This is a genomic window from Pseudomonas sp. PS01298 (assembly GCF_029959745.1).
Taxonomy (GTDB): domain Bacteria; phylum Pseudomonadota; class Gammaproteobacteria; order Pseudomonadales; family Pseudomonadaceae; genus Aquipseudomonas; species Aquipseudomonas aylmerensis.
Window position 1 is genome coordinate 87,486 of the sequence record NZ_JASCPP010000005.1, and the last position, 23,569, is coordinate 111,054.

At 58.5% G+C, this 23,569-nt stretch carries 27 protein-coding genes, 1 tRNA gene and 6 pseudogenes; 15 read left to right on the forward strand and 19 right to left on the reverse strand.

Annotated elements, in window-relative coordinates:
- Positions 1-64: 64 nt before the first annotated feature.
- On the reverse strand, positions 65-790 hold the full coding sequence (locus QMX97_RS03990; protein ID WP_282396106.1) for a gluconate 2-dehydrogenase subunit 3 family protein: 726 nt from the start codon (positions 788-790) through the stop codon (positions 65-67).
- A gap of 533 nt (positions 791-1,323) precedes the next feature.
- On the opposite strand from QMX97_RS03990, the gene QMX97_RS03995 reads away from it, so the two are divergent.
- Positions 1,324-1,467: a hypothetical protein gene (locus QMX97_RS03995; protein ID WP_226939958.1), complete on the forward strand. Its 144-nt coding sequence runs from the start codon at positions 1,324-1,326 to the stop codon at positions 1,465-1,467.
- Positions 1,468-1,565: 98 nt separating this feature from the next.
- Here QMX97_RS03995 and QMX97_RS04000 read toward each other — a convergent pair whose 3' ends face one another.
- Positions 1,566-2,342, reverse strand: coding sequence for a hypothetical protein (locus tag QMX97_RS04000; protein ID WP_213553697.1), 777 nt, complete (start codon positions 2,340-2,342; stop codon positions 1,566-1,568).
- A 304-nt stretch (positions 2,343-2,646) separates the two neighbouring features.
- Between QMX97_RS04000 and QMX97_RS04005 the strand changes: the two are divergent.
- A pseudogene (locus tag QMX97_RS04005) lies at positions 2,647-2,835 on the forward strand (helix-turn-helix transcriptional regulator); the annotation flags it as partial.
- A 368-nt stretch (positions 2,836-3,203) separates the two neighbouring features.
- On the opposite strand, the gene QMX97_RS04010 reads toward QMX97_RS04005, so the two are convergent.
- Positions 3,204-3,764, reverse strand: a complete 561-nt coding sequence (locus QMX97_RS04010) for a fasciclin domain-containing protein (RefSeq protein ID WP_065908348.1) — start codon at positions 3,762-3,764, stop codon at positions 3,204-3,206.
- 211 nt (positions 3,765-3,975) lie between these two features.
- Here QMX97_RS04010 and QMX97_RS04015 point away from each other — a divergent pair, with 211 nt between their 5' ends.
- The 4 genes from QMX97_RS04015 (at position 3,976) to QMX97_RS04030 (ending at position 5,471) form a co-directional block, all read left to right on the forward strand.
- Positions 3,976-4,242 carry a hypothetical protein gene (locus QMX97_RS04015; RefSeq protein ID WP_282396112.1) on the forward strand — a complete coding sequence of 89 codons (267 nt, stop codon included), beginning with the start codon at positions 3,976-3,978 and terminating at the stop codon, positions 4,240-4,242.
- A gap of 151 nt (positions 4,243-4,393) precedes the next feature.
- Positions 4,394-4,714 (forward strand): hypothetical protein, encoded by a 321-nt coding sequence (locus QMX97_RS04020; protein WP_065908350.1) that lies wholly within the window; start codon positions 4,394-4,396, stop codon positions 4,712-4,714.
- Between the two features lie 29 nt (positions 4,715-4,743).
- On the forward strand, positions 4,744-5,178 hold the full coding sequence (locus QMX97_RS04025) for a hypothetical protein (protein ID WP_282396113.1): 435 nt from the start codon (positions 4,744-4,746) through the stop codon (positions 5,176-5,178).
- A 116-nt stretch (positions 5,179-5,294) separates the two neighbouring features.
- Positions 5,295-5,471, forward strand: a complete 177-nt coding sequence (locus QMX97_RS04030) for a hypothetical protein (RefSeq protein WP_262133472.1) — start codon at positions 5,295-5,297, stop codon at positions 5,469-5,471.
- Positions 5,472-5,480: 9 nt separating this feature from the next.
- Here QMX97_RS04030 and QMX97_RS04035 read toward each other — a convergent pair whose 3' ends face one another.
- Positions 5,481-5,690, reverse strand: coding sequence for a hypothetical protein (locus QMX97_RS04035; RefSeq protein WP_282396115.1), 210 nt, complete (start codon positions 5,688-5,690; stop codon positions 5,481-5,483).
- Positions 5,691-6,764: 1,074 nt separating this feature from the next.
- On the opposite strand from QMX97_RS04035, the gene QMX97_RS04040 reads away from it, so the two are divergent.
- The 3 genes and pseudogenes from QMX97_RS04040 to QMX97_RS04050 all read left to right on the forward strand — a co-directional run bounded on the left by QMX97_RS04040 (position 6,765) and on the right by QMX97_RS04050 (position 8,984).
- A complete protein-coding gene (locus QMX97_RS04040; protein WP_282396116.1) occupies positions 6,765-7,856 on the forward strand; it encodes an acyltransferase in 1,092 nt (363 codons plus the stop codon).
- Between the two features lie 113 nt (positions 7,857-7,969).
- A pseudogene (locus tag QMX97_RS04045) lies at positions 7,970-8,474 on the forward strand (glycoside hydrolase family 19 protein).
- Positions 8,471-8,984, forward strand: a pseudogene (locus tag QMX97_RS04050) (lysis system i-spanin subunit Rz). The pseudogenes QMX97_RS04045 and QMX97_RS04050 overlap by 4 nt, the downstream one beginning before the upstream one ends.
- Positions 8,985-9,270: 286 nt before the next feature.
- On the opposite strand, the pseudogene QMX97_RS04055 reads toward QMX97_RS04050, so the two are convergent.
- Positions 9,271-9,953 (reverse strand): annotated as a pseudogene (locus QMX97_RS04055) (SOS response-associated peptidase family protein).
- Between the two features lie 33 nt (positions 9,954-9,986).
- On the opposite strand from QMX97_RS04055, the pseudogene QMX97_RS04060 reads away from it, so the two are divergent.
- Positions 9,987-10,393 (forward strand): annotated as a pseudogene (locus QMX97_RS04060) (DUF4113 domain-containing protein); the annotation flags it as partial.
- A 258-nt stretch (positions 10,394-10,651) separates the two neighbouring features.
- On the opposite strand, the gene QMX97_RS04065 reads toward QMX97_RS04060, so the two are convergent.
- Together QMX97_RS04065 and QMX97_RS04070 are read right to left on the reverse strand one after the other, a co-directional pair.
- Positions 10,652-10,828 carry a DUF3606 domain-containing protein gene (locus QMX97_RS04065; protein WP_106803766.1) on the reverse strand — a complete coding sequence of 59 codons (177 nt, stop codon included), beginning with the start codon at positions 10,826-10,828 and terminating at the stop codon, positions 10,652-10,654.
- 185 nt (positions 10,829-11,013) lie between these two features.
- A tRNA-Leu gene (locus QMX97_RS04070) sits at positions 11,014-11,100 on the reverse strand.
- A 340-nt stretch (positions 11,101-11,440) separates the two neighbouring features.
- Between QMX97_RS04070 and QMX97_RS04075 the strand changes: the two genes are divergently transcribed.
- Complete coding sequence (locus tag QMX97_RS04075; protein ID WP_065905477.1) at positions 11,441-11,632, forward strand: DUF2188 domain-containing protein; 192 nt, start codon at positions 11,441-11,443, stop codon at positions 11,630-11,632.
- 48 nt (positions 11,633-11,680) lie between these two features.
- Here the strand turns inward: QMX97_RS04075 and QMX97_RS04080 are convergent, their stop codons facing one another.
- The gene (locus QMX97_RS04080; RefSeq protein ID WP_065905476.1) at positions 11,681-11,962 is read right to left on the reverse strand and encodes a hypothetical protein; all 282 of its coding nucleotides are present in this window, start codon (positions 11,960-11,962) and stop codon (positions 11,681-11,683) included.
- Between the two features lie 154 nt (positions 11,963-12,116).
- The gene (locus QMX97_RS04085; protein ID WP_282396121.1) at positions 12,117-12,644 is read right to left on the reverse strand and encodes a DinB family protein; all 528 of its coding nucleotides are present in this window, start codon (positions 12,642-12,644) and stop codon (positions 12,117-12,119) included.
- 125 nt (positions 12,645-12,769) lie between these two features.
- Between QMX97_RS04085 and QMX97_RS04090 the strand changes: the two genes are divergently transcribed.
- A complete protein-coding gene (locus QMX97_RS04090) occupies positions 12,770-13,462 on the forward strand; it encodes a tellurite resistance TerB family protein (RefSeq protein WP_282396122.1) in 693 nt (230 codons plus the stop codon).
- Here QMX97_RS04090 and QMX97_RS04095 read toward each other — a convergent pair.
- The 10 genes and pseudogenes from QMX97_RS04095 to QMX97_RS04140 all read right to left on the reverse strand — a co-directional run bounded on the left by QMX97_RS04095 (position 13,459) and on the right by QMX97_RS04140 (position 22,077).
- Positions 13,459-14,268 carry a hypothetical protein gene (locus tag QMX97_RS04095; RefSeq protein ID WP_282396124.1) on the reverse strand — a complete coding sequence of 270 codons (810 nt, stop codon included), beginning with the start codon at positions 14,266-14,268 and terminating at the stop codon, positions 13,459-13,461. The two genes, QMX97_RS04090 and QMX97_RS04095, sit on opposite strands and share 4 nt — an antisense overlap.
- A gap of 18 nt (positions 14,269-14,286) precedes the next feature.
- On the reverse strand, positions 14,287-14,634 hold the full coding sequence (locus tag QMX97_RS04100; RefSeq protein WP_065905472.1) for a DUF2493 domain-containing protein: 348 nt from the start codon (positions 14,632-14,634) through the stop codon (positions 14,287-14,289).
- A gap of 89 nt (positions 14,635-14,723) precedes the next feature.
- On the reverse strand, positions 14,724-17,438 hold the full coding sequence (gene mgtA / locus QMX97_RS04105) for a magnesium-translocating P-type ATPase (protein ID WP_065905471.1): 2,715 nt from the start codon (positions 17,436-17,438) through the stop codon (positions 14,724-14,726).
- A gap of 223 nt (positions 17,439-17,661) precedes the next feature.
- Positions 17,662-17,955, reverse strand: coding sequence for a hypothetical protein (locus QMX97_RS04110; RefSeq protein ID WP_201144591.1), 294 nt, complete (start codon positions 17,953-17,955; stop codon positions 17,662-17,664).
- Between the two features lie 318 nt (positions 17,956-18,273).
- Positions 18,274-18,885: a LysE family transporter gene (locus tag QMX97_RS04115; protein ID WP_282396126.1), complete on the reverse strand. Its 612-nt coding sequence runs from the start codon at positions 18,883-18,885 to the stop codon at positions 18,274-18,276.
- 74 nt (positions 18,886-18,959) lie between these two features.
- Complete coding sequence (locus tag QMX97_RS04120; RefSeq protein ID WP_201144587.1) at positions 18,960-19,751, reverse strand: AraC family transcriptional regulator; 792 nt, start codon at positions 19,749-19,751, stop codon at positions 18,960-18,962.
- A 63-nt stretch (positions 19,752-19,814) separates the two neighbouring features.
- Positions 19,815-19,913 (reverse strand): annotated as a pseudogene (locus tag QMX97_RS04125) (arsenical resistance protein ArsH); the annotation flags it as partial.
- A gap of 6 nt (positions 19,914-19,919) precedes the next feature.
- Positions 19,920-20,405, reverse strand: coding sequence for an arsenate reductase ArsC (locus tag QMX97_RS04130; RefSeq protein ID WP_282396129.1), 486 nt, complete (start codon positions 20,403-20,405; stop codon positions 19,920-19,922).
- Positions 20,406-20,417: 12 nt separating this feature from the next.
- Positions 20,418-21,701 carry an arsenic transporter gene (locus QMX97_RS04135; RefSeq protein ID WP_282396130.1) on the reverse strand — a complete coding sequence of 428 codons (1,284 nt, stop codon included), beginning with the start codon at positions 21,699-21,701 and terminating at the stop codon, positions 20,418-20,420.
- A 19-nt stretch (positions 21,702-21,720) separates the two neighbouring features.
- A complete protein-coding gene (locus QMX97_RS04140; RefSeq protein WP_065905466.1) occupies positions 21,721-22,077 on the reverse strand; it encodes a metalloregulator ArsR/SmtB family transcription factor in 357 nt (118 codons plus the stop codon).
- Between the two features lie 179 nt (positions 22,078-22,256).
- On the opposite strand from QMX97_RS04140, the gene QMX97_RS04145 reads away from it, so the two are divergent.
- From QMX97_RS04145 to QMX97_RS04155, 3 genes are all read left to right on the forward strand, one after another.
- Positions 22,257-22,472: a hypothetical protein gene (locus tag QMX97_RS04145; protein WP_025856028.1), complete on the forward strand. Its 216-nt coding sequence runs from the start codon at positions 22,257-22,259 to the stop codon at positions 22,470-22,472.
- A 71-nt stretch (positions 22,473-22,543) separates the two neighbouring features.
- Positions 22,544-23,239, forward strand: coding sequence for an AzlC family ABC transporter permease (locus QMX97_RS04150; RefSeq protein WP_065905465.1), 696 nt, complete (start codon positions 22,544-22,546; stop codon positions 23,237-23,239).
- Positions 23,236-23,547, forward strand: coding sequence for an AzlD domain-containing protein (locus QMX97_RS04155; protein ID WP_213553144.1), 312 nt, complete (start codon positions 23,236-23,238; stop codon positions 23,545-23,547). The genes QMX97_RS04150 and QMX97_RS04155 overlap by 4 nt, the downstream gene beginning before the upstream one ends.
- The last annotated feature ends 22 nt before the right edge of the window (positions 23,548-23,569 follow it).

Below are 23,569 nucleotides of genomic sequence, written 5' to 3' on the forward strand. Positions count from 1 at the left end.
TTACAGCAAATCACGGTCAGTCGGCGATGATGGCCAGGCCTCATCGCTCAAATGTTCTGGGGGCTCAAAGCGTTTTGTCGATCAGGCTGGTGGGGATGATGTTGAGCTTCTGGCCCTTCTTGGCGATGACGTCACGAAAGTCATAGCGCGCGCCCGGGAAGCCGAGCATCTTCCAGCTCGCCATGCCCTTGTTGCCGCCGTAGAGCGGGTCCGACAGAAAGCCTTCACGCACGTTGGCCAGCACTTGTTCGAAGATCTCTTTGGCGCCGTCATCAAACTCGGCTCCCACCTGCACGGCGTTCTTCTCGAAGCGGGTCAGTACCTGGTCCTGTTGCTCGCCTTGCAGCTGCACGAATGGCTTGCCGAATTGCGCCTGGCTGTCCGCGTCAATCGCGACCAACCCTTTGCGCCAGCGCTCGGCGGGGGTGAGTGCCGATTGGGTGCCTTGTTCAAAGGTCCCTTTGACGAAGCGGCCCAGCCGGTACAGCGTGGCGCCCTTGCCGTAGTCGCCCGCCAGCTGGCGATCGATGAAGGTCGCGCAGCCGGCGTCCTTGCCGCCGATGGACAGCGCGTCGGTGGGGATCAGCCGTTCGGCGATGGCTTCGGTGGTCTGGAACTCGTGTTGATTGAAAAACGCCAGGCCTCCCTGGCGGACCGGGGGCAGGGCCGGCAGGCTGGCAGTGCCTGGCTCCCAGGGTTGGCCGCCGGTGATTTCCGCGGCGCGGGCGGCGGGCAATGTCGAGGCAGCCGCCAGCGCTATGGCCGAGGATAAGAAGTCTCTGCGCTGCATGAAGGTTCCTTTGCGAGTCTGGCGCGTTTCCCGTGCGCACACGGCAGCGCCCGCAGGGTTTTATGCCTGCGACACTCACACCAACAGGGGCGGCGCGGGGGACGAGCGGGATGATTCAGAATGTTTCGATCTGGAGTTTAGGCGGCGACAAATCACGGTGCTATTAACAATTTTGACGTAAAACCCTCAAAAACTGACGCGTTGGGTCATCGCAAATCATTGATAGGAAACAGCATTTTTTCAGTGGCGGGATTTAACGGTTTCCACTGGAGGCTAAAAACGCCTGTGTGCGCCGGATCTGCTGCCATAGAGGGAGTACACGCATTGGTGACGCGACAGTAGGTTGCAGTGCAGGCGGTTTTCCTTACCCGTTACCAGATGTTACCGCTCGTCGGAAATTGAGCACTATCAGAGAGTTGGAGCGGTCGATGTACTGCGAAGAATAATCACAGGTGGCTATGCGATCCCTAATTCTTGATATGCCGAATGGACGCGAGCTCGTTGAGGAACTCGATCTTGCGACCGAATTGATGATGTCCATTCCCATCGAATTGGTGGGCGGAGATGAGTGGCTGGAGGCTTTTGCCAGGCAACAGCGCGCCTTCAAGGAATGGCGCTCGTACCTGCATTGCAAGGCCAAACATTCGGTGTATGACATCGCCCGCAAGATTGCGTGAGGCAAGGTCTGGCGGGTCAAAAGCGTGATGTAGAGGCCATTGATAAGGGGTGTGCACGTGTGTTCACACCCCGTCCTGCAGGAAAAATGGCGCTGGCTTCAGGCCGTCGGCCTGACCCGGAAGGCCAGGAATACCGGGCCGTAGGGAAAGGTGCTGACTTCCAGCTCGTCCAGCGGGTTGAGCGTGTGCGTTCGGGCCCCTGCGTTGCTGTAGATAACATGGCTGCTGGACACCGCAATGTTGATTTTGCCGGCCGCCGCCTGGATCAGTGTGACCTTGAACCCTTCAATCACACCGTCGCCCAGCGTCAGCGTAACGTCCGTGTCGCTGATGACCAGGATCGACTTGCCCGAGTCGGCCATGGTCAGGGCCCTGCTGGCGGTGATCGAGACATTGGTGTGCACGTGCCCCCCAGCGTGGTAACTGACCATCCTGGGGTCTGCAAAGACGCGGCTGAAAGTCCCGACGTAATTGACACTGGCGCGCATGTCATCAAATTGCTCGATGACGTAGGTGCCTATGCTGCCGGAGACGTCGGCGTCGGCGTCCAGTGCCCATTTACGTCCCACCATCAGCCCGATCTGGGTGCTGGCGCGCACGCCGGCACGCATCTCCTCGAGAAACAATTGGCTGATCTGGCCACCGCCCTTGCCCTGGGCATAGGTGAACCGTGCAATGGAGTGACTGTCCCCGGTAGGGCTGCCCTGGGAAGTATCGACCTCGTAGTCGATGAAGTCCGCCGAAACGACGGTGGTGGTCGTATTCGCGTTAGGCGCCCAAGTGAAATCCAGCACCCTTCCGGTCTTGACCTGCTCCAGCGTGGTGGTGGGCTGGGACGTCGTGGTCGAACCTGATTGCTTCAAATCATCGGTCATGATGCTCATCCTTAAGTGCAATGCGAGTGGGTGTGGGTCGAGCGAGGAAGTGCGATTTGCGCGTGCTGTGCGACTATTGATTTGATCCAGCACGCGCCTCAGTAAAGCAGCATCCGTAGGGCCTTGCCGTGGTTCAACCCGCGACGATAAAACGGCTCGACGCGTGCTCGCTTGATCTTGGTTCCTGGGGCGACGGGCTTTGCTGCTGAAGTCCGCCCAGGCGGCCATGACGACGCGAGCGCCACTCTGGAACTAAAAAACCACCGCCAGGCTCTCAGTTTTATCTTTTCGATTGGGATGAGTCATGAGCATTGGTGCAAGGTTGAAGGCGGAGAGACTGAGGCTGGGTCTATCGCAGTCAGAGATTGGAAAAATCGGCGGCGTCGAAGTGAACGCCCAGGGGCGTTACGAGAACGGCATCCGGCACCCACGCGCGGATTACCTGGCCGAGGTGGCAAAAGCCGGGGTTGATGTACTGTTCGTCATCACCGGGCAGCGCGCGCAGAGCGGCGCTGATGATTCCCTGAAAGCCGTCGAGGCGTTGGACAGCGCCACCGAATGCCTGGAAAAGGCCAGGGAGCTGATTCATTGAGTCTCAGCGACCCACCGCCCATCTCGGGCGCACCTGCTACGCTTTGTTTGAAGGATTATGGGCTTTCAACAAGATGACAGGACGTCATGGATAAGCGACTTGCAGGTCTCTCGTTTCTGCTGACCCTCGGCTGGGTAGTCGCCGTGGTGTCGGTCATTTGGTATTTCTACGAAAACTAGGCCGATTTTCGCACTCTATTGCTCAGACCCCAGCGGCTCTGGCGGCCTCAACACCCGGCAAACTGCGCGTCTGCCGGGAATGACGAGTGTTTAAGGCATCAAGACCGAGTCGACAACGTGGATCACGCCGTTGGACTGCATCACGTCTGCGATGCTGATACTGGCCTTGCCGCCCTTGGCATCGACTACCCAAAGCTTGCCGTCATGCAGCTTGATGTTCAGCGACTCACCTTGAACTGTTTTCAATACTACGGTGCCACCGTTCTTCTTGGCGTCGGCCATGAGCTGTGCCGATGTGTGAGTGCCGGGCACGACATGGTAGGTCAGGATTTTAGTCAAATCGGCTTTGTGCTCCGGCTTGACCAGAGTATCGACGGTACCGGCTGGAAGCTTTGCGAAGGCTTCGTTGGTGGGCGCGAACACCGTAAAGGGGCCTTTGCTGTTGAGTGTATCAACCAACCCGGCAGCCTTGACGGCTGCGACGAGTGTCGTGTGGTCCTTGGAGTTGACTGCGTTCTCGACAATTGTTTTGCTCGGGTACATCGCTGCACCTCCGACCATCACTGTGTCGGCGGCAAAGCTGAGCGTTGCGGTGACGGAGAGAATCGCGAAGCAGGCTGCTGCTGCAAGTTTCTTGTAAAAAGCGTGCATGATGTATCTCCTTGGCTCTTATGCCCTCCGGGTGAGGGTATTGAATCTACGAGCCAGCGATCAAAGTGGATGCACCGGTTGACGAAATAATTCTTGGCTCCCAACTTTCCTGGCTGACCAGCGTCTCGTCCGGGCTCGGAAGCGAGGTTCGTGGAGGCTAAGGGGCTTCGTTCACTGCCGAGGGCATTATGCAGTCACAACAGAACAGGCTTTGGCGCTGGAATTAATTGAGGACCGCGCGTTGATGTCCAATTGCTTTGAAAGTGACGTGAATGCCTCGATGAAAGTACGGGCTGAAGCCCACATAGCGTATGCACTGCATAATGAGGCCGAAGTGTTCAGCAACGGCGCAGACTTCAACCTTGAGCAAGCCTTTTCAAAGGTTGGCGCTATCGACCAAGTCCTGGGTGGCGGTGTGGTCTGGCCACTCTTGAGCCAACTCGATAGAGACGCTGAGCCCTCAAGCCGGGGCGGGTGATGGTAATCCGTCATCCATCGCTAGACGTTTTAACGTGCCTGTTGTCGAAAACCGCTACCCCGATCTTAAATATCAGCGCGAAGTGACGCACAATAAACCGCGCCTATACGGATGTAGTGCTACTCCCTCTTCATGACTAAGGACGGTAATCATGAATTTCAAATGCGTGTTTTCCCTCCTACTATTGGCCGGTTGCGCTTCTCAACCCAATCACCAAGGTGTCAATTGGGGGGAGGGCAGCTGCCCCAAACCAGCCCCTGAAGACGTCTCCGCCACTCACCACCTGATTATCCAGGATGGCAAAACCCTCAAGTGCCAAATCCGTCCATACGTATGGAACATGGCTTGCCAAGGAATCGTCGACGGAGAAACCGAAGGCGTTGTTTGCCAGGATGGTGGGGGAAACCAGATGATTTTCCTGTTCGATAAGAGCGGGGTGCTGACTACGCATCGCAGCCTGAGGGCAGGCTAGGATCGGATTCAAAAAGGATAGCGAATCATATGTACTCTAAAACGTCGTTGATATTGACGGGGCAAGCCGTCTTATTCATGTGCATGCTCGCGACCGGGTGTTCAACGCACAAAGACTCACATTCATTGCCGAACCTTGCGGGTGCACAAGGCACGCTCAAGCTCGCGCAACAGGCAATTTCAGCGTATGAGCGAGGCGATAAAGAGCGATGGCAGTCACTGTTATGCCTTGAATCTGTTGATGACCCGCTGACGGGGTGGAATCAAATGCGTTCGCTGGTGGGTGATATTTCTGACGTTAGATTGGTAAAGGTGTCTGAGGCATCAAACGCGGGTAATGGATCTGATGCAGACAGCTTTACCAACGTTGTTTATGAAGTGAAATCGCAGCATTACCCCCTTAAAACGCTTCTCCTGAAGTTTTTCCCTACTGAAAAAGATCAATGTGTGGGGTTGGTTTATTAGCCGGAGACAGCGGGCGGCTTGTTAATGTGTGCCGGCCCCTGCCAGAGCGCATCGGTGATTTCACGCTGAGGGGCGGTAAAATCTACACTTTTTGTTTTTTCAGGGAGATGAAAGAAATGTTCCACAGGTACGTGCGCCCGGTTGGCTATGGTTTGGCGATAGTAGGCACCTTCTCACTGCTGTTTTCGGCGTTCGAGTTGTTTGCGGGAAGAGACACCCTGTTTGCCGTGGCTAAATCAGCTGTATTTGTTGCGCTTGGCATTTGGGTGATCAAGAACTCAGTAAAGGCCTGATACGCAGGATCACTCCGGTGACATCAGCACGGCCAGGGTGAGCTTAATGAACTCTTCGTTTTCGTCGATGGTATGCAAAGCGCTGCGCACGTTTTCTGCCACTTCAGCGGAACCGCGTTGCTCGACCCAGTTCGATAGCTCCATGACGGAAGCCTCGAGGGACAGTTGATTCTCGTAAAGTTTTGATAGCAGGGAGGGCAATAGATCTGAGTTTGGCATGGCTGATTCTCCGTGGATGTATCAGCGTAGCAGGTGGTGAAACAGGGACTTTGATTTGAGTCGGCAGAAGGCCGGGAGAGGGGCGTTGCGGACGCGAGCACCAGAATGTTGTTCAGTCGCTCGGGAGTAGCTTCCGATTTATTAGTGGGGAGATCCTGGGCAAGCGCCACAGTCAGCGCGTCTAGCCAATCTCTAGATTTTTGGGAGGCCGGCTGATCTGTCGGCAAATGTTCATCAGAGATATCTCACTTCTCCACTGGCCAGTCGATAAGTGAGGCTACGAGTCCGTCTCTCAGAGCCTGGAACTGTGAGTAGGTGTTGTTTGGCATCTGATTGAGCGCGGATTTTAACTTTGTCAGGCGATGCGGCATTGCCACTCCTTGGCATTTCTGAAAGGCACAACGCTACTACGCTGCGAAGAGCCCAGTTACTGGCATTCCATCCACGCTGGATGCCTGGACAGGTCCGGGGAACAGTGCTTGGATTCCAAGTTTCACTATCCGCCTGAATCGCAAGGATGCCCATGCGTAAAATCTTGATAGCTATGTCGCTCGTTATTCACTCGCTCCTGCTGGCTGGCTGCTCCTCTGTGTCGACTTTCGACAAGTATGCAACCTTGCGCTTTTATGGATGCTGGATGCGAAGCCGGCTCCTTCGGATGAGATTGATGCCTTTCAGATAAAGCCAGTCGGGGAGAACGGGAAGGTTTTCCTATGGGGAGGAGGGCATCCCTGGAACGATTGCCGAGTGGCAGAAATACTGGCTCGCCCTTCGCAAGTGGACTGCCGACAAACCCGCTTTTCCCGACAGCAACAAGCGCCCCATAGCACCCATCTGATCCGATATTGCATAACCTCATCCGCCATAAACGGGTTTATTTTTTCCTGAAAAAAAGCTATGCCTGTCATCGAGCAGCATTTGAGACAGATCGTGCAAGTCGCATAACACATGTGGAATACGTGCGGAGCGGCAGCGTATGGACTACTTCCCAACGGCATCCTTGTCGTTGATATTTTTTGAAAACCGAAAACGATCTGATATTCTCCTTTCCTTTTTACCGCAGGGAAGCCGTTAATGGGGCAAGGTCAGAGAGTCGAAGCGCTTGACTACTTAAGGGGGGTAATGGCGCTTTCAATAATGATTTATCACTATGTTTGCGGAACTATTGGAGACCCTGACGGAAATACCGTTCTTGGTCGCCTTGGTATTTATGGAGTGTCGCTTTTCTATATAATAAGCGGTGCCTCTCTATTTCTTGCTTATAGAAATTCATCTTGGGGGCTTGATAAGGTTTCTGAGTTCTGGAAGAAAAGGTTGTTAAGACTTGCCCCGATATATTGGATTGCATGCATTGGGTTCTTGTTTAAGCTATGGCGAAATTATTCGATAGAGACGGTGATGCTGAATCTATCTATGACTTTTGGCTTTCTGGGATACACGAAAGGTATACCTGCCGGCTCATGGTCAATTGGTAATGAGGTTTGTTTCTACCTTGCATTTCCGATAGTTATTATTTGTGCCCGGCGCTGGGCAGCACTTCTGGCTTTGCTGTTAGTTTCTTTAGTAAGCTATATTCACTTTGCTTTTAACTTGCTTGGCACTGATAAGAGTCTTGCTGAGCAGTGGTTTACCTATATTCACCCATTCAATCAAATTTTTTTATTTGTCGTTGGTGTTGCACTATCTAAGTTTTCTCTCTCTGTGCAGCCTTCGCGGTTATCGAATGTATCTTCTGTGTTGCTTTTGGTTGTGGCGGCACTTGGAATGTTCTTTTATGAGAGTACTCCTGAAATGATACAGCTTGTTACTGGATATGATCGACTGGTCTTCACCTTGTTTAGTATTATTGCAACCTTTGCCTGTTTGCGATTGGCCTTGTCAGGTAAAACGTTTATTGAGAAAGGTCTCAAGCACCTTGGTGAGATGTCTTATTCAATTTACATGCTTCATAGCGTTACATTCTTCTATGTGCAGAAGTTTATTCCAAAATCAGTTTCAACCGGCATGCCTCTTTTTTATGTGGCTATGTTTATTTCCGTTCCTCTAACGCTATATCTCGCAAGTCTTTCCTATCGGTATATCGAAACACCATTCATTCGTCTTGGAAAGATGAAGGACGGTGGTTTTATTCAAAATATTAAGCTTGTATTCCGGCGGCAGGCTTAAGGAACGCTGCTACTACAGTTTTACGATTTTAGTATGAGCAATGCCGCGTGCCTCTAAACGATAAAGCCTAATCAGCCCGCGATGAGCGGGCTTTTTATTGCCTGGAGAAAATCATGTCGATCACTGAGCAGCAGTTGCTGCAGATTCCCACCAACGCCGGCGTTTTTGTTCCTGTGCTGAACGCCGTTATGGGCAAGTACGGGATCGTGGACAAGCTGCGTATCGCCGCATTCGGCGCGCAGTTTGGACACGAGTCGGGCCATCTGTGCTACGTGCGGGAGATATGGGGACCCACCGCGCAACAGGCCGGCTACGAAGGGCGCGCATATCTGGGCAACACGGTGAAGGGGGACGGCCCCAAGTACCGTGGCCGGGGCCTGATCCAAATCACTGGGCGGGCGAGCGACATGGAGTGCGGTGAAGCGCTGGGCCTTGACTTGGTCAATCAACCAACACTGCTGGAAGCACGCGGCAATGTCGGCAGCCTGGTTCTGTTCTACCCGTGGGTTGAACACCCTGGCATATCAAGGACAGTTCGTGAAGATTACTCGGCGCATCAATGCCGGGCTCACCGGACAGGATGATCGCCAGGCGCTCTACGAAAAGGCACTGAAATGACGCCCGGGCAGATCCTGGCCGCGATACTGCTGGCGATGGCGATCAGTGCTGCCGGTACCTGGCAGGTGCAAGACTGGCGCCTCGGGGAGGTACTGGCAGAGCAGAGCACCCAGTTCGAGACGGACCTGACCTCGATCGGCAATGCCGCGGCGGCTGAGGCTCGCGCCGAGCAGGAAAAGCGCCTTCACGGAGCAGCATCTGGCCGTCGCCGACCAAAAACATACCAAGGAATTATCTGATGCCTAGCGCAACCAGGCTCTATTGAGTGACCGCCTTGCTACTGCTGATGTGCGGCTGTCAGTCCTTATTGACACCACGGATTCAGCCAGTGGCTGTGACGTGCCTAACACCCGCGGCTCCGTGGGCGTGGTTCATGCTGCCCGTCGAGCCCAACTTGACCCAGCGCATGCTCAACGAATTATCGCCATCACCGACGATGGAGATAATGCGGTGATCGCGCTGCGGGCGTGCCAGGTGTATCTGAGGGAACTGAGTGCAGGCCCGAAATGAGAGAGCCACCCACAAAGGCGGGTGGCCGCTAGAGTTTACTTGGCTTTGGGTGCGGCATTTCCTCGGCCGCCGCCGGAAGGTTTGCCCGTGGTACTTGGAAGGTTTGCAACGACGGGCGCTTTGGTGCCTCCGCTGCCTGCGCCTTTACCAGTCGAACCTGAGTTGCTTTTGCCGCCTCCAGACTTGGACATGACTTTCTCCTTGTTACGACTCAATTTGATTGCAAGGAGACCTTAGACCACCAATAAAAAGAAGCCTCCAGTTCCATGCGGGAGAATGTTGCCTGTTATTTCAATGCCGGTTCGATCAGCTGGATCAGCTGTGGCCCCTTATTCCTCACGTTGCCCACAGCAGTGTCGACCTTGAACCATTCAAAGACCTCGGACAGTTCGCCTTGGTGCAGCACTATCTGCTCCGCTCGCTCTTCGGGTGTGGCCGGGTCCAACCATTCCCGGCGTCAGCACCGCGGGTCGACGCTCGTGGATATCTAACCATGCTGCGGGTGCTGTCAGCGGTGATGATCACAAACCCGTCATGCTCGCTAGGTCCTTCATCTACGTCCGGTAGTTGGCCTATCGCGTCGCAGAATATCGGCGCGCCATCCCGACGGCGGATTAGGTCGGGCTACTTTTTCGGACCTCCTTCGTCTACCCACTCAAAGCTGTTGTGGATCGGAGTGATTGCCCGGTGCAGCCAGATCGCCCTGAAGAACGGCCCGTCGGCGACCTTTTCCTCGCCCGCATTGATCGGTGAAGCTCGATCCTTTGCCCAATGCGGCCGCAATCCCCAGCGCACCGGGTCAGCGTGCAGCAGATCCCCTTGAACGTGCAGTAGCGCGACCTGCGTGGTCGGCGCGACGTTGTAGCGTTCGATTGGCGGGTCACCCATAGATTTGGTCAAGGTGTTAGGCATGCTGAGGGCTGCAACAAAGTCGTGGATGCCACGGTACTGCGTCAGTCTTCCGCACATAATCGTCTCCGCCCGTCGGGGCTTATGAACAGTCGGATATGCATCCGCACCGGCATGTTCAATCCGGATGAAGCGAAATACGCCAACGGGGTAGTGGTGGATATGCCGTATCCAACTGACGACATGCGCCTGCTGAGCAAGGCTGCAGTTGACGCTCTTGACCGGATTTTTCGAACAGGCTTCAAGTACAGCAAAGCCGAGGCGATGTTGCTCAATCTGTGCCAGCCGGGCGAGAACATGGACGATCTATTCGCGGTGTCTCAGCCGGCCGAGGCCACGAGAGTTATGATCGTGCTGGACCAGATCAATGACAGGGGGGAAGGGGAGCGCTGAGGTCGGCCAGTGTGCCGACGAACCCCGACTGGTGCATGCGTCGGGAAATGATGAGCCAGAGCTACACCGTGAAGCTCGATCAGCTGTGGTCGGTTGCTTGCAAGTAGTGAGGTGCTCAGCGCCTGATCAACTTCAATCGGGCGACATGAAGACTGCCAGAGTCAGCTTGATGAACCCCCCGTTCTCGTCGATTGAGTGCAAAACGCCGCGGATGTTCTTAGTAGATCAGTGTTTGGCATTGCTGTTCCTTAGTAGATTGGACAGCGTAGCAGCCGATGAAAACGGGGTATTCGAGTTGAGTCAGCAGAACGCCGGTAGATGGGATAAATAAGCTCGCCCCGCGACAGCACGAGGCGAGATTGCAGCTATTTTCCGAGCTTCTTACGGACATCGGTAACCATCGGGCCCACCGCCTTCACGGCGTCCTTAAGCTGTTGTTCAGTAACGCCGAACTCTTTGGTCCAGTGCTTTACCTCCCAAGGCTCGGAGGTATTCACGCGAGCTCGGTCCTGAGGGCCACGGTTTTTCAGATCGTCAGACATAATTCCACTCCCTGCGGGTTGGCCTGGAGGCGTCCAGGCGTCTCTCGATAGAGCATTGTCGGTTTAGTGGAGTTCGGTTGGAGTTATGAACGGTTAACTATCGGCAGGACGTCGGAGAGGGGAATCGCGGAGCATAAAAAGATAAGGGCCTGCATGAAGTTCATCACGCAAGCCCTTGATATCTTTGGTGCCCGAACCCGGAATCGAACCGGGACGCCCTTACGAGCGGGGGATTTTAAGTCCCATGCGTCTACCAGTTTCGCCATTCGGGCGGCAGCGCGTTGTAGCAGGGTTGGGAATATATAGATCCGTACGCTCGGGCGCAAGGTCGAAGGGCAGCTTTCTTGCTGAAGGCTTGAGTGAAAAAGCTCGGCAGATCAGTGATCTACAGGGGGTATTGAGGCTAATCGGACGATTCGGCTGGCGACAGAACATGAGCCATAAATGACAGCTTTGGCTACTTGCCATACCCCCCGGCCAGAGCGTGGATCAGTGGCTGTTTGGTGTTCATGAATGCAGCCATTTCGGTACGACACATGGTCGACCTCTGAGCCCGTAGCGGGTGTAAGGTGGGGCTGCAACGCCAGAAAATCTCAGGAAAGCGAGGTGACTATGAGCGCTCCAATGCTGACGAAGCTGCATCTGAATGGCTACGACATCGTGCAGGTCAACCATGGACCGTGGCGGGTATGTACGCCCCAGGACCGGTTGGCGACCTTCAATTCCCGCGAACAGGCATTTGCGTATGCCGCTACCTTGCCAGGGTACAAGGCACGCAACCGGCCGGTGTCCAATGATGATTGAAGTGCAACAAAAAAGCCCCGGCCTGGCCGGGGCTTTTGCATGGGCAGCCTAGACGAAAGGCTGGCCGCTGAACCCGCGTGGCAGGCGCTGCAGGCCTGGCAAGTCGGTCAGGCGTTGTGTCCACGCGCTGCGCCAGTCGGTTGCGGTATGAGTCTTGGCTTTGCGTGACGCGCGGCGAGCGGCGTTGCGCTGGGTGCGGCGCGCTTCCTTGTAGGCTTCGGTGTTGCGGCAGGTGCGGCATTTGACCCGGTTCAACTCGGTGCTGGACGGGAGGTTGGTGCCGTGATGGCCGCAAGCCAGATGCCCGGCGACCTTGAAGTGAATGACCATGTAAGCGTCTCCTTCTTATGGGGTACGCGCATCGGTAGACCCACAATGCGCGCGGGGAGGGCGGGAGCGGAAAAATCCCGGCACCTGAAGTTACGACCCCATCGGTGGTGTGACGTTCGTTTATCCCCCCAAACGGATAGGTACGCGGCTACGGCTAGTCGATCAGCGCCAATAGATCGGTATCGCCCACATCCACGCCGGCCTGGGTCAGCAACGTCGTCACCTGGCCGCGGTGATGGGTCTGGTGATTGAAGAAATGCACCAGCAGGCTGAAAAACGGCTTGTCCGCCGCGACTCCGCGCATGTTGTGGTAGTGCAGGCGATGGTCGAGGTCACCATCGCTCAAGCCGTGGGCCCACTCGATGATCAGCTCATCCAGCCAGACGCGCCGGGACGCGAGTGCGCACAGATCGGCGAAGGCCAGGTGCTTGAGGTCGCGTGGTGCCTCGATGGCGCTCAACGGGGCCAGTGCCGAAAAGCCGACAGGGTGCAGCGCAAAGCGCTTGAGCCAGACCGTATCGCCCAGCACCAGGTGGTTCAGCGTGCCGAAGATCGAGCCGAAAAACGCTTGGCGGTCCTCCAGCAGTGCGGCGTGGTCCAGGGTGCCGGTCGCGTCATAGACCTTGCGATTCATCCACTGGTTGTAGGTCGCCATCAGCGCGATCTGTTCGATACGGTTCACGGGGTGTGTCTCTTGTTGCCGGGGTCGCGCCATCATAAGGCGTGGCCGCCCGGCGGTCATGGTGTTCCCGCAGTGGCGCGCTATGGTTGTTAGACGCCAACACCACGCCCTGGGAGGGTGAAACCATGAACACCAGCGACTTACTTGAACAACTGCTGCGCGCCGGGCAGCCGGGCAGTGGCACCGCGGGCGGCGGTCTGGGCGGGCTGCTTGGTGGTCTGTTGAAAGGCACCAACAGCGCCAATGCGCCTGCCGGTGGCGGCCTCGGTGGGTTATTGGGTGGCTTGGGCGGCATGCTCGGGGGTGGAGCTGCCGCGCGCCCGGCCCAGGGGCGTACTGGTGGGATGAACTATGCGGCGTTGGCCTCCCTGGGAATGATGGCTTTCCAAGCGTATCAGGCCTGGCAGAGCCAGCAGGCGGCCAAGCCACAAGCGGCATTCCAGACCGTCGACCAGCTCCACGGCGCCGAAGCCGAAGCCCACAGTCACGCAGTCTTGCGTGCATTGATCGCGGCCGCGAAGGCCGACGGCGAGATCGACGAAAAAGAGCGGCAGTTGATCTCGAATGAAGTACGCCGACATACCGACGACCCACAGTTGCAACAGTGGCTCGACGCCGAAATCGCCAAGCCCCTGGATGCGGCGGATTTTGCCGAGTTTGCCGAAGACCCGGCAGTGGCGGCCGAGATGTACGTGGCCAGTGTGCTGCTGGTCGATGACCAGCAGGAAGCCGAACGCAACTACCTGGATGACCTCGCGGGGCAGTTGCAGATCGACCCGCAGTTGCAGCTGCTGTTGGAGCAACAGGCCAAAGCCTAGAACCGCAGTGTCGCACCGGTGGTCAGCCACTGGTCGCGGGCGCCGGTCAGGCTGCGCCCCAGTATCAGGTCGATGTCGACAAATTCCCCCAGGTGCAGGCGCGGTCCGGCCTGCCAGGCCTGGTCGCCGCCGGCCTGGCCATAGCGCTCGGCGATCAGCGTCAGGGCGTGCGCAAGCTCGTACTCCAAGCCGCTGCCCCAGGTCAGGCGATGTTGCTGATCGCCGTCGTTGTAGGCATGAGTCCAGCCGGCGTTGAGGTTCAGGCGCAAGGCTTCAAGGACTTGCCAGGTGAACGGGACGTTCAGGTCAGCGCCATCAAACCCGTGTTGTCGATCCAGCGCCAGGTGCGCGCCAGCGGAAACGGCGATTTCCACGCCCAGGTCTTGTCGGGACAGCACCTGGGCCTTGAGTTGCGGGTTGACCTGGGTCTCATGGTCGGCCCGTGACAGCGCCGCGCCCCATTGCACAGAGGGCATGGCGGCGAAGGTGCAGGCCGGCGACAGCGTCTCGCTGTGGGTGCTGCTATCGTGGCGATTGGCGCTGTACCAGGCGTCTATGTTGCATGCTCCTGGCGCATTGATCGCGCCGTCGTCGACCACGTAGGCACCGCCGGCCGCGTGGGCTTTCGACACCAGGGCCACCAGCAGGATCAGGCCCAGCGTGAGGCCGATAAAGATCAGATTGCGCCGCAGCGCCCGACGTTTCGCCGGTGGCAACAGCAGCAGGCTATTGCGCGCACCGCGATAGTGGCGCGCACGGTATTTGGCAAACCCGTCGGGGCGTTGAGGGGTGTGTTTTTTGTGCATGATGCACCTCGCGTGAATTCAGCTTTCTACGGTGAGTACCGAGATACCGCTGGCGTTGGCCTGGCAGACCAGCTCGAAGGTGTCATCGCCACCGGGCAGGGCGATGACCACATCGGGGCGGCTGTCGGTCAGCATGAAATGGTTGCGTTGGCGTTCCGCCTGCTTGCCGTGGTGTTGCCAGTTGGGCGGGTAGCGCACCACGTCGATGCCCAGCTCGCGTGCCCATTCCTCGATGTCGCTGCCGAGGAACTGGTTGCCGCCGTGGATCAATACCTGCACCGGGCGCAGGCGGTGGTAAGCGTCCAGCACCTGGCGGGACTTTTTGGTGTCGGCGTAATGACGACCTGCACAGATCAAGACGCGCATAAGAAATTTCCTTGCAATGCAAACGCTGCCTGGGTGTAGGAGCCGGCTTGCCGGCAAGCCGGCTCCTACGAGGCATGGCAGGGTGAAACTCAGTACCACTGCTTGAAGCGGCGGATGTAGAGGGTTTTCATCAGTTGGGCCACGCAGCAGTAGGCGAGAAGGGTGCCGACCAACCACGGGAAGTACGCCAGCGGCAGCGGTTGCAGGCCGACCAGGGTGCCCAGCGGCGAGAACGGCACGTAGATCCCCAGCCCGATGACCACGGCGGTCATCATCAGCACCGGCCACGCGGCTGTGCTCTGGAAGAACGGGATCTTGCGCGTGCGCAGCATATGCACCACCAGGGTTTGCGAGAGCAGCCCCTCGATAAACCAGCCGGACTGGAACAGGGTCTGCATCTCGACACTGTTGGCGGCGAACACGTACCACATCAGCGCAAACGTGGTGATGTCGAAGATCGACGAGGTCGGCCCGATCCAGATCATGAAGCGGCCGATGTTCTTGGCATCCCACTTGCGCGGCTTGGCCAGGTATTCCTTGTCCATCTTGTCCCACGGCAAGGCCAGCTGGGAGATGTCGTACATCAGGTTCTGCAGCAGCAAGTGGATCGACAGCATCGGCAGGAACGGAATGAACGCACTGGCGACCAGCACTGAGAACACGTTGCCGAAGTTGGAGCTGGCGGTCATGTTCAGGTACTTCATGATATTGCCGAAGGTTTCGCGGCCCTTGAGCACGCCTTCTTCAAGCACCATCAGGCTCTTTTCCAGCAAGATGATGTCGGCCGATTCCTTGGCGATATCGGTACCGCTGTCCACCGAGATACCCACGTCGGCATCGCGCAGCGCCGGTGCATCGTTGATGCCGTCACCGAGGAAACCGACCGTGTGACCGTTGGCTTGCAGAGCCTTGAGCACGCGGGATTTCTGCAGTGGCGTGAGCTTGGCGAACACCGTGCGCTCTTCCACGCGGCGCAGCAGGGTCGCGTCGTCCATCGCTTCGATTTCCACCCCCAGCAGCGGCTGGCCTGGATCGAGCCCGACCTGGCGGCAGATCTTGCTGGTGACCACCGCGTTGTCGCCGGTCAGCACTTTGACCGCCACGCCGATTTGTTGCAGCGCGGCAATCGCCGGGCCGGCGGTTTCCTTCGGTGGATCGAGGAAGGTCAGGAAGCCCTGGATCACCAGGTTGCGCTCATCAGCGGTGGTGTACTGCTGGCGCGCCAGCGATTTAGGGATGTGACGGTTGGCCACCACCAGCACCCGGAAACCGTCTTCGTTGTAGTCGTTGGCAATCGCCAGCAACGCTTCGCGGCGGTGCTCATCCAGCGGCACGGCCTTGCCTGCCTCCATCACGTGGGTGGAAATGCCCAGCATCTCCTCCACGGCGCCCTTGCACACCAGCAGGTGGTCGTCGGCGGCGTCCTTGACCACGATCGACAGGCGACGGCGCACAAAGTCGAAGGGCAATTCATCGACCTTGCTGTAGGCAAATGGCACCTGGAACTTGGGGTTCTGCTCGGCGAACTGCACCACGGCCTGGTCCATCAGGTTCTTCATGCCGCTCTGGTGATAGCTGTTGAGCCAGGCCAGGGACAGCACCGCGTCATCCCGCTGGCCAAAGGCGTTGACGTGATGCTCGAGGATGATTTTGTCCTGGGTCAGCGTGCCGGTCTTGTCGGTGCACAGCACGTCCATCGAACCAAAGTTCTGGATCGCGTTGAGGCGCTTGACCACCACCTTGCGCTTGGCCATGGCCGTGGCGCCCTTGGCCAGGTTGGCGCTGACGATCATCGGCAGCATTTCCGGGGTCAGGCCCACGGCCACCGCCAGTGCGAACAGGAACGCATCGCCCCAGTCGCCCTTGGAGAAACCATTGAGCAGGAACACGATCGGCACCATCACCAGCATGAAGCGGATCAGCAGCCAGCTGACGCTGTTCACCCCGCGGTCAAAGGCGGTTTGCACCCGCGAACCGACAATCGCCTTGGCCAGCGAGCCAAAGTAAGTACGTGGTCCGGTGGCGACTACCACGGCTTTGGCGCGGCCGCTGACCACATTGGTGCCCATGAAGCAGATGTTCGGCAGGTCCAGCAGGTTGCCCTGGTCGGCGGCCAAGGCGCTGGCGGATTTTTGCGTGACCTCACCCAAGGTGTCGTATTTCTCCACCGGCAAGGCTTCGCCGGTGAGCACGGCCTGGCTGATGAACAGGTCGCGGGACTCGATCAGGCGGATATCGGCGGGGATCATGTCGCCGGCCGACAACTGCACGATGTCGCCGGCCACCAGTTCGCGCATCGGTACTTCGCGCAGGGCGGGCTGGCCGCCCACTTGCTCGCGGCGTAGCACGGTCGCGGTGGTGCGCACCATGGCCTTCAAGGCTTCGGCGGACTTGGCCGAGCGGTGCTCCTGCCAGAAGCGCAGCAGGCTGCTGAGCAGCACCATGGTCATGATGATGATGACTTTGGTGGGGTCGGCCTCTTCGCCATCCTGCATCGGCAGCCAGCAGTCAGTGAAGAAACTGATGCCGCCCAGGGTCAGCAGCACGTAGATGAACGGGTTGTTCAGGGCCTGCAGGAACTGGACGATGGCGTGAGGCGGCTTGTCGTGCGCCACTTCGTTGTAGCCTTCGCGTTGCAGGCGGGCAGCGGCGTCCAGTTCGGTCAGGCCATCCTGGGTGGCGCGAACGTTAGCGAGGGTGGCGGATAAGCCGTTGTGGGCTTCGCGGGCGGCACGCATCGACAGTTTGGTGTCGGCGTCGGTGCCCTTTTTCTTCTGCAGTGGCGTGTTTTTTACGGCGCTCATGGTGTGTACTCCTGTCGCCAGTTGTCGACAAAACAGGCCCGTTACTTGCCTGCATACAGGCGAGTGAAAGCCGGCCGAGCCGCTAACTTGGCGATCGGTTCAAATAAGGTGTTTACCTAACTTTGATGGCGGCGTTAGTTAACTAACGCGCAGCCGATTACATCTGGAAGTGTTCATGAGGAACTCCAGGGTATTGATCAGATAGTTGCTGTTTCCAGCGGGGTTAAGCTGCGCGAGCGCTCACATACAGACCGAGCATCAAGCCAGCTTGCGCCAGGCGGGAAACGGTCGGTCTCTGTGGGTCTTGAGGGTCGGCGTGATCCCAGTGCTGCTGCAATTGGCCAGTGGCTGGGCAGATACGCCAGTGCGCCAGCGGGTGGGCCGGGCGCACTTGAGGGGAGGGTACGGCAAGTGGCGAACGGGTCGGCGAAAAACCCACGGGCTCGCGGCACAGCTTGGCGCGCAGGGCGGCGGCCAGTGTGCGTACATCAGGTAAAACAAAGGTTTGGAAGGTCATAACACACCTCGGGACCGGATACGCATCCGGCGAGGCAGTTACGGAGGAGCATCAAGCTCTAGCGCAGCTTACCGGACCTGGAAGGCGAGTCCTGTCATATTCTGGGTTTGGCGCCCGATGCCCGCAAACGCGGTGCTCGGACAGCGACTAGATACTGTGTCCATTGGCTTCTTTTGTGAGGTTTAAAAAAGGCCCCAGTAGCGGGCACGGGCAATCTACTCAGACAGTTACAAAATGTCAACGCATGATTAATTAAATAACCCGCGGTTCAGAGTTCATTCAGATAAGAGGCACTCTGAAGTTACCGGTTATATAACTTCATATGCCCTGTGCCGCGAGAATAGCCAGATAGATCAAGACCACGCCGCAGGCGCCGTAACTGATGCGTTGCCACAACGGCGAAGCGTTCTGGCGCAACAGATTCACCAGCGCCGCAATCAAAAAGCACGACAACACCGAGGCCAGCATGAACCCCGCAAAAAACATCAGCGTCTGCCCGTGGCTGGGTGTCGCGCCGACGATGCCGGACAAGGCGCTGCCCAACGCGCCCCAATAGACGATGTTCTTTGGGTTGGCCAACGAAATCGCCGCGCCTACCGCCAGCGCATTTTTACCGGAGCGGGCTACGTTGCTGTCAGCTTCGGGCAGGTGCCAGGCGTCGAGCAGGCTGCGCACGCCCAGCCAGGCCAGGTACAGCGCACAGACCACCGTCAGCGGCACGCGCACCGCGTCATGCTGGATCAGCAACGCGATACCGGTGAGCCCGATCACCGCCCAGACGGCATCGCCCACCAGCGAACCGACCTGCACCAGCAAGGCCGGGGTAAAACCGTGCAATAGGCCACGGCGCAGGGTTTCCGTCAGCACCGCGCCGGGAGAGAGGCAAAAAACAAAACCGAATACCAGCGCGTAAAAGAAGATCGTCAGCATGCCCGCGTTCCTTCAAATGATGCCGGGCAGTGTGCGCAGGGATGGGTGTGCAGTCTTGAACCAGATTGCGCTGTTCAGCGCTTCACTACGCTCTGGTAGCGGCCGGGAGTGATGCCGTAGGCCGCGCGAAAATGCCGATTCAGGTGGCTCTGATCGGCAAAGCCCAGCGTGTGCGCAACTTCACTGGCCGCCACGCCGTTGCGCAACAAGCCCTTGGCACGGCGAGTGCGCAATTGCATGGCCCATTGCCGGGGACTGAGCCCGGTTTCTTTCTGGAAGGTGCGCAGCAGATGGAATTTGGACAACCCCAGCTCATCGCCCAACTGCTCCAACGGTACGGACTGATGCAGCTGTTCGGCGAGCAGTTCCTGGGCGCGGCCGATCAGGCTTTTGCCGGTGGCCGCGGTGCCGGGCAGGCGCACACCACTGAGGCCGACCACTTCGCCGAGCAACAGGAGCAAAGCCTCTTCGTGCAACTCGCGCACCCGCGCATCGCCACTCAATGCGCCTTTCACCGCCATCGCCAGGCGCTGGGCCAGGTCCGGCTGGACACACAGCGAGCGGTCGAACTCCACCTGTGCCAGCCCCAGATCACCGGCCAATTGGTCGGCGCTCACGTACAGGCTGACAAACTGCCAAGGCGCCCCCTCGGCAGCGCCGCCGCCCTGAATCTGCCCAGGGTTATACAGGGTGATCGAGCCCGGCCCCGCCGCAAACTCGCGGCGGTCCAGCCAGACTTTTTCCTCGCCCAGCAGGTTCACGCCGATCACGCATTCATCATGGCTGTGGCGCGCAAAGGTCAGGCCGGTGCAGGTCGTGCTGCTGAGTTCGTAGTTGCCCAGCCAGGCGTGTTGCATGGCGCTCATCGAGGTGGCTCGCTAGGAGTGAGGGCCTCAGCATACGCTGGCAGCGCGGTTCAAATCGACCGTTGATTGTTCGCGGGTCGACCCGTATAGCAGCAGGATGCGCGGGGCCTGGGTCGAATCCAGTGGGCCGGGCGGGAGCAGCGATACATCCAGGTTTGGCAAGGGGGCTCATGGGTTCTGCGGTGACAACTGCGCAATGCGCTCAAGTTGTGTTTTCAGGTCAGCAGGGCTGAGGTCGGCGACAGGCAGGGCGAACAATGCACGGCAGCGTGTGGCGATAATCGCCAGCGTGGCATCGAATGCGGCTTGGATCGAGGCTTCATCGCCTTGCACGTCGGAGGGATCCTCCAGACCCCAATGCGCCTTCACCGCCGGCCCGAAATACACCGGGCAGGCCTCGCCAGCGGCTTTGTCACACACGGTGATGACCACGTCCGGCGGGCTGCCTTCAAAGGCCTCGTTGCCTTTGCTGTACAGCCCCTCGGTGCTGATGCCCGCCGCCTGCAACGTGCCGAGGCTGCGTGGCAACACCTGGCCCTTGGGGAAACTGCCGGAGCTGATCGCTGCAAAGCCGCGCGGCGCCAGGTGATTGAACACGGCTTCGGACAAGATGCTGCGGCAGCTGTTGGCGGTACACATGAACAGGACTTTCATGGCTCGATTCCTTCAAAGACTCAGGCGCAAGGCGAGGGCGGCGAGGGTGATCAACAGCACCGGCAGGGTCAGCACGATCCCGACCCTGAAGTAGTAGCCCCAGGTGATGGTGATGCCTTTGCGCGCCAGGATGTGTAGCCACAACAACGTGGCGAGACTGCCGATCGGGGTGATCTTCGGACCCAGGTCACTGCCGATCACGTTGGCGTAGATCATCGCGTCCTTGACCACGCCCACGGCATGGCTGGACTCGATGGACAGCGCGCCGATCAACACCGTCGGCAGGTTATTCATCGCCGACGACAACAACGCGGTCAGCACGCCCGTGCCCATGGCGGCGCCCCATACGCCGTGCTGCGCAAAGGTATCCAGCCAGGTCGCCAGGTAGGTGGTGAGCCCGGCATTACGCAGGCCATAAACCACCAGGTACATGCCCAGGGAGAAGATCACGATTTGCCAGGGCGCTTCCTTGAGTACTTTGCGCGTGGAAATCTTGTGGCCCTTGGCGGCAATCACCAGGAGCAGCACGGCGCACGCCGCCGAGATGGCACTGATCGGAATGCCCAGCGGTTCGAGGGCAAAGCAACCGACCAGCAGGATGCCCAGCACCCACCAACCGGCGCGGAAGGTGGCGCGGTCGTGCACGGCACTCGCAGGGTCTTCCAGGTCAGCCGGGTCGTAGGTTTGCGGGATGTCGCGGCGGAAAAACCACAGCAGCACCGCCAAGGTCGCCGCGACGCTGACAAGGTTCACCGGCACCATGACGGCGGCGTATTCGTTGAAGCCGATCTTGAAATAATCCGCCGAGACGATGTTCACCAGGTTCGACACCACCAGCGGCAGGCTCGCTGTGTCGGCGATAAAGCCTGCGCCCATGACAAACGCCAGGGTCGCGCTCGGGGAAAAACGCAGCGCCAGCAGCATCGACATCACAATCGGCGTGAGGATCAGCGCCGCGCCGTCGTTGGCAAACAACGCCGAGACCAGGGCACCGAGCAGCACCATATAGGCAAACAAGCGCCGGCCGCGTCCACGGCCCCAGCGCGCCACATGCAAGGCGGTCCAGGCAAAGAAGCCGGCTTGATCGAGCAACAGGCTGATGATGATCAGTGCGACAAACGTGGCGGTGGCGTTCCAGATGATGTGCCACACCACCGGGATGTCGGCCAGGCTGATCACGCCGCAGGCCAGGGCCAGGATCGCGCCCAGCGTGGCACTCCAGCCCACGCCGAGGCCCTTGGGCTGCCAGATGACCAGCACGATGGTGAGGATAAAAATAGCAACTGCGACAAGCATGAATAAACGCTCCGTTGGCTCAGCAGCAGGCGCTGGCCCGTTGTGGTCTGTCGCCCATTGCTTCCAGGCGTTGTGCGTCGCTGTGCAACCAGGTCTGGTTGGCTTGCAGGGTGGTCTGCAACACCTCGGTCACCCAGCCAGGCAGCGCCGGGTTGAGGCGGTAGTAGATCCATTGGCCCTGGCGACGATCCAGCACCAGCCCGCAACTGCGCAGTTGCGCCAGGTGGCGGGAAATTTTTGGCTGGCTGTCGTCCAAGGCATGGATCAGTTCGCAGACGCAAAGTTCGCCTTCGCGCAGGATCAACAACGTCAGGCGCGCGCGGGTAGCGTCAGCCAGGCATTTGAACAATGTGGGTGGAGAGAAGAGGTCCGACATGCGCAGGCCTGTTTTTAATATATGGAAATACGAATATACGGATATCCATATATTTAGGTCAAACCTTGTTTCAATTGACGTGGATCAAATCCGCGGAAATCAGCCACAAGTGTTTGAAATTAAAATGAAACAAGAATGTCCTAAAGTGCCTGCCCATTGCTGATGAAGGATGACCCCGCGTGACCCGTGCCACTCGCAACCTGCGCAAGACCCTGGATTCCGTCGCGGAAAATAACGAAACCGCGGCGTTCGACCTGATGCGTGCCGTCGAAAAACTCGGCGATGAAGTCCTGCGCCAACGTCTGCTCAATACCATCCACCGCCTCAACCAGGATGCCCACGAACTGCGCGAAGCGCGGGATTCGGTGGAGCAGGTGTCGGTACGCCTGGCCTGAGCAAGATCGTTCAAGACAAGCCCCTGGTTGCGCTGGCATGCTTGTCGACTGTCTGTCGATGAGCCGTCTCCATGCCTACTGCCTTACCTCATTACGCCTTCGCTCGCGGCGCGATCGCCGTCATTCCCCTGTCCCTGGCCTGTGCGCCCTGGGGCTTGCTGGCCGGTTCGATGGCCATCGATGCGCAATTCACCCCACTGCAAGCCCAAGGTTTGTCGGCCATCGTGTTTGCCGGCGCGGCGCAGTTGGTCGCCATCGGCATGGTCAAGAGCGGCGCCAGCCTGATCTCCATCGTGCTCACCACGCTGCTGCTGACATCTCAGCACTTGCTCTACGGCATGCACCTGCGCCCGATTATTTCCCCGCTTAAAAGCCGCTGGCGCATGAGCCTGGGCTTTCTGTTGACCGACGAATTCTTCGCCCTGGTCAGCCACTACGACCGCGAAACCTTCAATCGCTGGTATGCGCTGGGGGTCGGCCTGACGTTCTACATCGCCTGGAACCTGTTCACCCTGGCCGGCATCGTGCTCGGCAAAAGCATCCCCGGCCTGGATCAACTGGGCCTGGAGTTCTCGATTGCCGCGACCTTTATTGCCTTGATCACGCCGGTGGTGCGCGACGTGCCGACGGTGGTCTGTGTGGCCGTGTCATTGTTGTGTTCAGTGTGGTTGAGCTTCCTGCACTGGGAATCGGCGGTGGTGGTGTCCGGCGTGCTGGGCATGAGTGCCGGTTTTGTGTGCAAACGCCTGGGAGTAGGGCAGCGATGATCTACCTGATGATTGTGGCCATGGGCCTGGTGGTGTTTCTCAACCGTTACCTGTTTATCGAGCCGCGCTTGCCGGTGCGCCTCAATCGCGGGGCGCGCGAGTTCCTGGGGTTTGCGGTGCCGGGCATGCTCACGGCGATCTGCGGGCCGATCATTTTTCTCGCTGACCACCAGCTCAACCTGAGTCCGGCCAACCCTTACCTGCTGGCAGCCATCTGCGCGGTAGGGCTGATGTTCTGGACGCGTAACGTATTGATCACCGTGCTGCTGAGCATGGCGTTGTTCTACCTGTTTCGTTGGTGGCTCTGACGCACAGGCGAAAAAAAGCCCG

Excerpts from the sequence above, each read along its gene's own strand:
- QMX97_RS04075 (WP_065905477.1), top strand. The coding sequence starts at position 11,441 with ATGAGCGCTCCAATGCTGACGAAGCTGCATCTGAATGGCTACGACATC.
- QMX97_RS04135 (WP_282396130.1), bottom strand. The coding sequence starts at position 21,701 with ATGCTTGTCGCAGTTGCTATTTTTATCCTCACCATCGTGCTGGTCATC.
- QMX97_RS04025 (WP_282396113.1), top strand. The coding sequence starts at position 4,744 with ATGTACTCTAAAACGTCGTTGATATTGACGGGGCAAGCCGTCTTATTC.
- QMX97_RS04020 (WP_065908350.1), top strand. The coding sequence starts at position 4,394 with ATGAATTTCAAATGCGTGTTTTCCCTCCTACTATTGGCCGGTTGCGCT.
- QMX97_RS04100 (WP_065905472.1), bottom strand. The coding sequence starts at position 14,634 with ATGCGCGTCTTGATCTGTGCAGGTCGTCATTACGCCGACACCAAAAAG.
- QMX97_RS04120 (WP_201144587.1), bottom strand. The coding sequence starts at position 19,751 with ATGAGCGCCATGCAACACGCCTGGCTGGGCAACTACGAACTCAGCAGC.
- QMX97_RS04010 (WP_065908348.1), bottom strand. The coding sequence starts at position 3,764 with ATGCACGCTTTTTACAAGAAACTTGCAGCAGCAGCCTGCTTCGCGATT.
- QMX97_RS04110 (WP_201144591.1), bottom strand. The coding sequence starts at position 17,955 with ATGACCTTCCAAACCTTTGTTTTACCTGATGTACGCACACTGGCCGCC.
- QMX97_RS04115 (WP_282396126.1), bottom strand. The coding sequence starts at position 18,885 with ATGCTGACGATCTTCTTTTACGCGCTGGTATTCGGTTTTGTTTTTTGC.
- QMX97_RS04140 (WP_065905466.1), bottom strand. The coding sequence starts at position 22,077 with ATGTCGGACCTCTTCTCTCCACCCACATTGTTCAAATGCCTGGCTGAC.
- mgtA (WP_065905471.1), bottom strand. The coding sequence starts at position 17,438 with ATGAGCGCCGTAAAAAACACGCCACTGCAGAAGAAAAAGGGCACCGAC.
- QMX97_RS04080 (WP_065905476.1), bottom strand. The coding sequence starts at position 11,962 with ATGGTCATTCACTTCAAGGTCGCCGGGCATCTGGCTTGCGGCCATCAC.
- QMX97_RS03990 (WP_282396106.1), bottom strand. The coding sequence starts at position 790 with ATGCAGCGCAGAGACTTCTTATCCTCGGCCATAGCGCTGGCGGCTGCC.
- QMX97_RS04040 (WP_282396116.1), top strand. The coding sequence starts at position 6,765 with ATGGGGCAAGGTCAGAGAGTCGAAGCGCTTGACTACTTAAGGGGGGTA.
- QMX97_RS04095 (WP_282396124.1), bottom strand. The coding sequence starts at position 14,268 with ATGCACAAAAAACACACCCCTCAACGCCCCGACGGGTTTGCCAAATAC.
- QMX97_RS04065 (WP_106803766.1), bottom strand. The coding sequence starts at position 10,828 with ATGTCTGACGATCTGAAAAACCGTGGCCCTCAGGACCGAGCTCGCGTG.
- QMX97_RS04090 (WP_282396122.1), top strand. The coding sequence starts at position 12,770 with ATGAACACCAGCGACTTACTTGAACAACTGCTGCGCGCCGGGCAGCCG.
- QMX97_RS04000 (WP_213553697.1), bottom strand. The coding sequence starts at position 2,342 with ATGACCGATGATTTGAAGCAATCAGGTTCGACCACGACGTCCCAGCCC.
- QMX97_RS03995 (WP_226939958.1), top strand. The coding sequence starts at position 1,324 with ATGTCCATTCCCATCGAATTGGTGGGCGGAGATGAGTGGCTGGAGGCT.
- QMX97_RS04130 (WP_282396129.1), bottom strand. The coding sequence starts at position 20,405 with ATGAAAGTCCTGTTCATGTGTACCGCCAACAGCTGCCGCAGCATCTTG.
- QMX97_RS04150 (WP_065905465.1), top strand. The coding sequence starts at position 22,544 with ATGCCTACTGCCTTACCTCATTACGCCTTCGCTCGCGGCGCGATCGCC.
- QMX97_RS04035 (WP_282396115.1), bottom strand. The coding sequence starts at position 5,690 with ATGCCAAACTCAGATCTATTGCCCTCCCTGCTATCAAAACTTTACGAG.
- QMX97_RS04030 (WP_262133472.1), top strand. The coding sequence starts at position 5,295 with ATGTTCCACAGGTACGTGCGCCCGGTTGGCTATGGTTTGGCGATAGTA.
- QMX97_RS04155 (WP_213553144.1), top strand. The coding sequence starts at position 23,236 with ATGATCTACCTGATGATTGTGGCCATGGGCCTGGTGGTGTTTCTCAAC.